Annotated in this window: 6 protein-coding genes; 2 read left to right on the plus strand and 4 right to left on the minus strand. The window is 30.4% G+C overall.

Translation table 11 applies throughout. The features are described from left to right. Positions 1-2 precede the first annotated feature (2 nt). A complete protein-coding gene (locus H3T96_RS06240; RefSeq protein ID WP_086327030.1) occupies positions 3-1,133 on the plus strand; it encodes an ABC transporter permease in 1,131 nt (376 codons plus the stop codon). 1,216 nt (positions 1,134-2,349) lie between these two features. On the opposite strand, the gene H3T96_RS06245 is transcribed toward H3T96_RS06240, so the two are convergent. From H3T96_RS06245 to H3T96_RS06255, 3 genes are all read right to left on the minus strand, one after another. Continuing rightward, positions 2,350-3,171, minus strand: coding sequence for a helix-turn-helix transcriptional regulator (locus H3T96_RS06245; RefSeq protein WP_086351362.1), 822 nt, complete (start codon positions 3,169-3,171; stop codon positions 2,350-2,352). Between the two features lie 117 nt (positions 3,172-3,288). Further along, positions 3,289-4,554: a Y-family DNA polymerase gene (locus tag H3T96_RS06250; RefSeq protein ID WP_144091477.1), complete on the minus strand. Its 1,266-nt coding sequence runs from the start codon at positions 4,552-4,554 to the stop codon at positions 3,289-3,291. After that, entirely contained in the window at positions 4,551-4,997 is a 447-nt protein-coding gene (locus H3T96_RS06255) for a LexA family transcriptional regulator (RefSeq protein WP_198235953.1), read from the minus strand. Before H3T96_RS06255 ends, H3T96_RS06250 begins: the two co-directional genes overlap by 4 nt. A 947-nt stretch (positions 4,998-5,944) precedes the next feature. On the opposite strand from H3T96_RS06255, the gene H3T96_RS06260 reads away from it, so the two are divergent. Beyond that, positions 5,945-6,928 (plus strand): AEC family transporter, encoded by a 984-nt coding sequence (locus H3T96_RS06260; RefSeq protein WP_025315506.1) that lies wholly within the window; start codon positions 5,945-5,947, stop codon positions 6,926-6,928. Between the two features lie 253 nt (positions 6,929-7,181). Here the strand turns inward: H3T96_RS06260 and H3T96_RS06265 are convergent, their stop codons facing one another. Next, positions 7,182-7,691 carry a DUF2867 domain-containing protein gene (locus tag H3T96_RS06265; RefSeq protein WP_144091478.1) on the minus strand — a complete coding sequence of 170 codons (510 nt, stop codon included), beginning with the start codon at positions 7,689-7,691 and terminating at the stop codon, positions 7,182-7,184. Positions 7,692-8,097 lie beyond the last annotated feature (406 nt).

Raw genomic sequence — 8,097 nt, forward strand, 5'->3', positions numbered from 1 at the left:
TTATGCAAGGTTTTATTAATATTTATCGCTTAGGTGTTAAAGAATTATGGGGATTAATTCGTGATCCAATCATGTTAATTTTAATCGCCTACTGTTTTACAATTGATATTTATTCTGCTGCAACAGCAACTTCTGATTCGCTTCATCACGCTTCGATTGCCGTGGTTGATGAAGATGATTCACCTTTATCAAGGCAAATTATTGCGGCATTTTATCCACCAATGTTTAATAAACCCGTTAAATTACATTCAATGGATGTTGTCGATCGTGGAATGGATACAGACACTTATACCTTTGCATTAAATATACCGCCTAATTTTCAACGCGATGTCTTAAATAATCAAAGTCCTGAAATTCAACTTAATGTTGATGCAACGCGAATGGGGCAGGCGTTTGTTGGAAATGGCTATATTACTCAAATTGTGAATAACGAAATAACAAAATATTTTAATCAAATTGATAAACCAACCAGTTTGCCAGTTAACATTGAAGTTCATGCTGCATTTAATCCAAATTTAACTCGGTCTTGGTTTGGTTCGGTTGTTGAAATTATTAATATTGTTACTACTTTGTCGATTATTTTGACTGGTGCTGCTTTAATGAAAGAACGTGAACATGGCACGATCGATCACTTGCTTTCAATGCCAGTTACACCATTTCAAATTATGATCTCAAAAGTTTGGTCTATGGGGCTTGTCGTTCTGGTTTCAACATGGGGAGCACTTTTACTGGTTGTTCAAGGTTGGCTTAATGTACCGATTGAGGGGTCGATTACTCTATTTTTGATTGGTGCTGCTCTGCACTTATTCGTGACAACGTCACTTGGTATCTTTATGGCTACCGTTGCTAAATCAACAGCACAGTTTGCAATGTTATTCATTTTAATTCTTTTGCCGTTACAGATGCTTTCTGGGGGGAGTACACCACGAGAAAGTATGCCTGAAGTGGTTCAAAATATTATGTTATTTGCTCCTACTACTCACTTTGTTGAATTAGGACAAGCCATTTTATATCGTGGCGCGGGTTTAAGTGTGGTTTGGACTTCCTATGCTTGGCTGTTAGCCATTGGTTGTGTGTTCTTTCTCATTGCCCTTAAGCGTTTCCGTAGTTCAATTGTCAATATGGGATCATAAGATCCCATATCTTCATAATATGACAAAATGATTTATTTTGTCTCTTTTTGACTTGTTATTCTTTTTCATCACTCTTACTGCAATAGACACATTTTTTTATGCATACAAAAGGTATCTACACAGAATAAGATATTCGGTAATATTAAATCAGTACATCTAATTTATAACCATAATAAGATATGCCATTGATTTCATAATGCGAAAAAAATCATATTAAATTAATCAGTTATTTCAAAATCACTCAAATAGTTTACATAACAAAACGTACAATATCTTTAATAAAAAATCTAAATATCATTTTTTAGAACTAGGCAATAATATTCAATATAAATAGATCATTTGAGTCCATTTCAAAAAACAATGAATCATGATTTTGAATAGAAATGTTACTTATTGGTACAAATTTGAAATAAAAAGGTACAATATTTGTCTCCTCTCAAATAGATAGATATGTATATTTTCTCATTAATTATCAATTAGTAAGCATTAAGAAATCGTGCAAATCTCATCATGTCATGCGACTTGTAAATCTCAATCTTAAGGTTATGTAAACAAATTGAAAGATTTTGTTAATAAAATGAATTTAATTGTTATTTTTTTTACAAAATTACTTGTTATAATTTAGCACATATCGCAAATGAGGTTGGGTATTAAATCATACCAACATTGTAGTTTGGGATAGGGTATTTATAGAAATACTGTCATTTTATGGATATTTTGATAGTGTAAAAAAATCAGTATTAATCCTTTTAGTTTAAAAGGAATTAGTTCTAAAAGGAGTTAGTTCTAAAGGGAAATAGTTCTAAGGAAAAATATCTGATTTAATTGATATCAAAGTAAAGGTCATTTTTGGCTTATTACCCATGGATGATTGGTATCACTAAAAACCTTTGCAATTTTGCCATGGAAGGCATTATTGCAAACTCCAATCTAGTTTTTTAACGTTTATTAACTCTTTTTGTGCAAATTCGAACGCCACTGATACTATTTAACTTTGATATTAATTGTTTTTAAGATAAATAATTATAATTCTACATGAATAGGGTAATTTGTTGATAACTGATTTGCCGTTATCTATTTGTATTTAAAAATTTATCTTAAAAAAATACTGATATTTTAAAATGATAAAAACGTTTACTTGGACTAACTTTATCCAACAAATATTGTATATTAAAAAAAATCCCAATTTAATGGGATTTTTTATATTAAAAAACGATTAAATTCGTTTGGTATTTTTTAATTCTTTTGGTGATAATCCAAAATAAGCTCTAAATCGTTGAGAAAATCGAGCAGTAGATGAATAGCCAACCATTGTGGCAATGTGTTCTGTTGAAAAGCTCGATGTTTGTAATAAGTGAAGTGCTCGTCCCATTAACACCTTTTCTTTTATTTTTTGGATATTTTCCCCTTCAAACTTTAATTTGCGATATAACGTCGCTTTACTCATGCAAATTTCTTTACTCACATCATCTATTGTAATTTTTTTATTGTCGTTTCTTTTAAATATTTCGATAACTTTTAGGGTAGTTTCTTTTTGACTAGGAAGGCAAGCTAAATTCGGATATCCTGAACTAGCCAATAAATTGATGATCTCTTTTCTTCGGTTTTCTATTATATCTTCTGTTGCCCAATCTAAACATTCAACAAGTTGAGATATACATTTGTATAAAGCGCTATTAGCTTTACCGAATGTATATGTTTCAGATTTGTTAGCATTATTATTTATTAAATTATTATCAAAATCAGAAAATTCAAACTCAACGAGTACTGCAAGATAATTGGTATTGGCAGGAATATTTCGCATATTCATTGTTTGTACATCGGTAAAAAAAACAAAATTACCTACGTTACACGCAACTTTAGTTTCGTTACCAACGATTTTACAACCATTTAATACAACAACAAGCAATGGTTTTAATATAGGTATATTAGAAAGATCCTGTTGTTGCTTTGATTTATAAGTTGAAACACATTTTTTATGATTCAATGTAGTACTTAACGTTTTGAGTCTTTCTATTTCTAATTCTGTATCTTTCATCCTAATCAATCCGTTTTTATGTTATGGTCAATTATTGAGGATATTTAATATCCATCGCTAGAATAAATGTTACCCTTGAGCTTATTATATATAATAATGATTACTATTTTTAGTTATTTATTTCACTAATGGTAATTCATTCCAATGAGTTGTATAACGTTTGCTTAATAATTGACGTTTTATTTGCCAAGGCGCAGACTTTTGTATTCCTCCTAATTGGATCGTATTTTTACCCATTTTTTGATTAATGCTATCAATTGTTTTCATAAGTTTGTCGTTTTTATGCAGCGATGGGTTTGTTAAAGGTGTAGTGAAAAAGTCTGGTTGTGAATGGCTGTTTTTAATTTTTAGGTCCAATAACATTATCCCTGATTTCATAAATAAAACATCTTGCTTATATATTGCTAGCAAACCTTTTTGTGCTGCGTGAATAATTAATCGTGAGTCATCTGTTGGAAAAGAGAGTGGTACTACGATTGATGGGTGATATTGATTTGAATTGTCACAAAAGCGATTCGTTTTTAAAAAGACTAGAATAGCGCTAGCGACAGATTGTTGTTGTCTAAGCTTTTCAGTTGCACGGCTTGCATGCAGACGAATCGCTTCTTGTAAATCAAATAGTGTACTCGTTAAACGACCAAAACTACGTGATATCATGATATTTTTCTTCGGAGTGGATAGGTCATCTAACTCAATACAGTTAATACCTTGTAATTCTAATACGGTTCGTTCTAGAGTTACCGAAAAGTTCTTTCTAATATATTTTAGATTAGCTTGACGCAGATCCCATGCAGTATGAATATTAATTCTATTTAGTTTGTTTGCGATATGTCGACCTACGCCCCAAATATTATTAATTGAAAAAGTTTCTAATATATTTTTTAGTGATTTTTCATCTGTGGGTAAACAATAAACATTTTGATAAATGGCTTGTTTTTTGGCTATATGATTAGCTAACTTTGCCAATGTTCGCGTTGGAGCAATACCGATACTAACAGGAATACCCGTATCTCGTTTTACAACATTTTTTATTTTTAAACAATGTGCTGTTATATCTGTAAATCCATCTAGTTGAATAAAAGCTTCATCAATAGAATAAAGCTCAATACTCGGGGTATGGTTTTGTACAGTATCAAAGACCCGCTGACTCATATCACCATAAAGTTCATAATTTGAACTTAGCAAAATTATTTGTTTACGAATTTTAGATGGGATCTGATAAGCCGGCATCCCCATAGGTACTAATGGTTTTAATTCATTTGAACGCGCGATAACGCAGCCATCATTATTGGACAAGATCCCAATTGGTTTTCCTTCTAATTTAGGATTAAAAACGCGTTCACACGAAGCATAGAAATTATTGCAATCAATTAGACCGATCATACATGTGCTCTTTTTCGTAATGAATGGATGGTATGTATGACAATTCCCCAAATATGAACATCTTTCCCCACTAAGGGAATTGGCGGATAAAGAGAATTACCTGACAATAAATGATGCTGGTTATCGAATATTCCAAGACATTTGCATGTTAACTCACCATCAACAGCGGCAACTACAATATCACCGATTTTAGGCTCCAAAGAACGATCAACAACTAACAAATCACCACTAAAAATACCATAATCGATCATAGAATCGCCCACGGCTTTAATATAATAGGTTGCGCTAGGATGCTTTACTAAATGTTCAGTCAAATTAAGTTTCGTTTCCAAATAATCATCTGCAGGGGATGGAAATCCAGCTCTTACTGGCGTATCAATTAAAGTTAAATAATTTTTATCGGCAGTATTAACCATGCCAAGTATAATACAATTATTACGCAAGTACGTTCTCCTTAAAATTAACATATAAATCTACTTCATTGTGTTATGGACATAAAGTTATAGACATATTAAAAAAACGAATATATGTATAAATATACAGTATAAAATAGCTGATACAAAAATTTTTGACTGTAAAAAAATAGAAATTGAGCAAAAAAACGCAATTGATATTAAGCAACAGCTAACATTTTTGGGCTTTCCAATTCTTGTGGAATTAAAAATAGTAGGGCAAAGATAAGCAATTTTTAACTTAAAAATAGTCCAAATGACATTATTGATTTTCTCATGTCACATAAATCGCTTACATTGTATTAATTATTCATTGATAGTTTAAAAACATAATTCACTATCTGTTATGTTAATTATTTATCTTGATAATATAAAGATAAATAATCATGTGTTGTTGCCATGCTTTTATATAAACAAATTAAATCAGTTTTTTAACTATAAAATCAGTCGCTTTTTATTGTTAATAAAGTGCTATAAAAAGCAGCAAAACGAAAGGGTTAATGGACAAATTAACTTTTACCATAATTTAACACGCGTTTTCTCTGTGATCTTATTTATTGATTTTTATGAAATAAAACTTTGCTATTTAGTGGTGTCAAATCAAAATTGAATGATTTTTTATTCTTTTTAAGATAGGTTGCAGACCTTGCTTAACACAAGTTAAAAAAGAATAAGTATAATACCGCGCAATTTACAGAATTTTCCATTTGATATAACAAAGGTTGACATATTAACAATGTATTTAGTTAAGCTTACATCATGTAAAACAACATTAAGCAATATAGAATTTCAAAAAACAAACATGCACTTTTACATGTAATAAATACATTCAACTTTGTTATCCGCTTTAGCTCGGTCTAAAAAAAATCTAATCAAAAGTTACCGAACAATTACCGAATTTGTATTTCAAGTAATATTATTTTAGGAGTTTTTAAAAAATGAATCTAATCTGGTCTGCAGTTGGACAAGTTGTAAGTTCTTGTCTTCCGGTTTTTTTACTTATTTTTCTTGGTTGGTTGTGTGTACAGCAAGGAATATTTACGAAAGATTCTAAAAAATTATTATCTGGACTTGTATCTAACTTTGTATTCCCAGCATTACTATTTGTGCATACATCACACGCTAAGCCATCGCAAATATTCAATGGTATTTGGATGATTGCCTTTTTCTGCACTATGTCATTTTTATGGATCGTTTGTTTCTTAGTGAATAAATACGTTCTACATAAAGATCTCAAATCAACAGCCATGAGTTCAATGTTATGCTGCTTCCCAAATATGGGGGGAATGGGGGTTCCGTTCTTAACGTTAATGTTAGGCGCCTCATCTACCATTTCTGTTGCAGTCGCTAACTTTGTTGTGGCATTGTCATTAATTCCTATGACTATTTTTCTATTAGAATTATGTGACACCAAAATATCAGGTGGTAAAGTAACGGGTGCAATGGTTTTTAGTGCAGTAAAAAGTTCACTGATGAAACCAATGTTCTTAGGTGTTATTCTTGGTTTAGTGGTGAGTGTGACTGATGGTACAACTTGGATGCCACACTTTATATTTAACACTTTCGATATCATGTCTAATGCTTGTAACTTCATCTCGTTAATTGCGGTAGGTGTGGGTATCTACGGTGTTAAATTAAAAATGTCAAAACCACTTATGATCAACGTAGTTTTGAAAAGCTTCTTTACACCAGTTGTTGCGTTAATTGCTGTACATCTATTTGGTATCACAGGAATGGAAGCAGAAGAGTTAGTTTTCTTACTTGCAATGCCAACGGCATCAACAGCGGTTATTTTGGCTTATAACTGGAATGTTGAACAAGAGCATGCATCAAGCATTTTCTTTGCTTCAACCGTTTTATCAATCTTTATTTTACCAACATTATTACTCATCATGGAATATACCATTCCAGGTGTGCAATAAGCATTTATAATCGATCCGAACCGCCTCATTTAGCTCGTCTAAATGGGGCTTTTTTATTGGTTTTATTTTTTATTATCATGTTTTCAATATTAATAAAAATTGCCATTCCTTAGTTTTCTTTGTGTTTTTATTTATGTTTTAACTTCTTAATTAAAAATAAAATCCATCTGAAAGTAATCAGAATTTTTTATCTTTTTATAATTAAAACTAAAAGAGCAACACCAAATAACAAAACATCAATATCATCATTTTATTATTTAAAATTACGAAATAATTGTCTAACTATAAATGGATGAAGAATAGAAACTGGCATCATATATAATTTTCCCCAAAAGTTATGATTATTAACTGAAGCAATAAGATACATTATATTAGTCTTCTCCGTATTATTAGTAATCCGTAAGCATAGGCAAACATCAAGATGCGAGTCTTTTACCTGTAATGTGAGTTTATCTGGGGTCTGTTCAATAACTGTAAAAAAATGGAGGGTATTTGAAGTTTCAAGATTGTGATGGTGTGGCTCAGGCTTATTAAATCCATGAACAGGTTTAATTCCAACTAATCTAACTAAAAAATCTCTTATTTTAAATAGAAACTCTAACCATTTAGGCTGATAAGATGTCATTATCTTATAAGCATCAAGCGCCGTAATATTTTTTGCTATGGCTATTGTTTGATAATCTAAATAATCTATTTTTTCGCTAACTAAGGTAGTACCGTTAGGCAAAACAGCTAATATTTGTTGAATATGCTTTTTTTTCATTTTTCTATATTGGATACGTTAATTTAAATTTATAGCAAAATAACTCAAGTTAAACAGTAAGTTAATTTAAGAAAAATGCCTAATATGGATTATGTGATATTGTTATTATGGCACTATACCGTTACTTTTCCTAGCAAATGATAAATATCTTTCATTGAATTATTTCTATTCAAAAAATTCTTTTTTTTCTTAATTTTGCTAATAATAACGTTAAACCGTAAATGAACAAAAAAGACTGGTTTCCACAATGTTTTTAAACTCAGTAGCTATTTATTAACATGATTTATGAGTATAAATTAAATTTTATGAATTTTATTTAATGAAATGGTATAGACTCCTGAATATTTTTTACAAAATTAATTTTAACTTATTAATATAATTAAATTATTTTGAATAACTTCAACTC

It is taken from the genome of Gilliamella sp. W8136 (assembly GCF_016101285.1).
Lineage (GTDB): Bacteria > Pseudomonadota > Gammaproteobacteria > Enterobacterales > Orbaceae > Gilliamella > Gilliamella apicola_N.

What these genes read in the sequence shown, in the direction of transcription:
- H3T96_RS06240 (WP_086327030.1), top strand. Translation starts at nt 3, where the DNA reads ATGCAAGGTTTTATTAATATTTATCGCTTAGGTGTTAAAGAATTATGG.
- H3T96_RS06245 (WP_086351362.1), bottom strand. Translation starts at nt 3,171, where the DNA reads ATGAAAGATACAGAATTAGAAATAGAAAGACTCAAAACGTTAAGTACT.
- H3T96_RS06250 (WP_144091477.1), bottom strand. Translation starts at nt 4,554, where the DNA reads ATGATCGGTCTAATTGATTGCAATAATTTCTATGCTTCGTGTGAACGC.
- H3T96_RS06260 (WP_025315506.1), top strand. Translation starts at nt 5,945, where the DNA reads ATGAATCTAATCTGGTCTGCAGTTGGACAAGTTGTAAGTTCTTGTCTT.
- H3T96_RS06265 (WP_144091478.1), bottom strand. Translation starts at nt 7,691, where the DNA reads ATGAAAAAAAAGCATATTCAACAAATATTAGCTGTTTTGCCTAACGGT.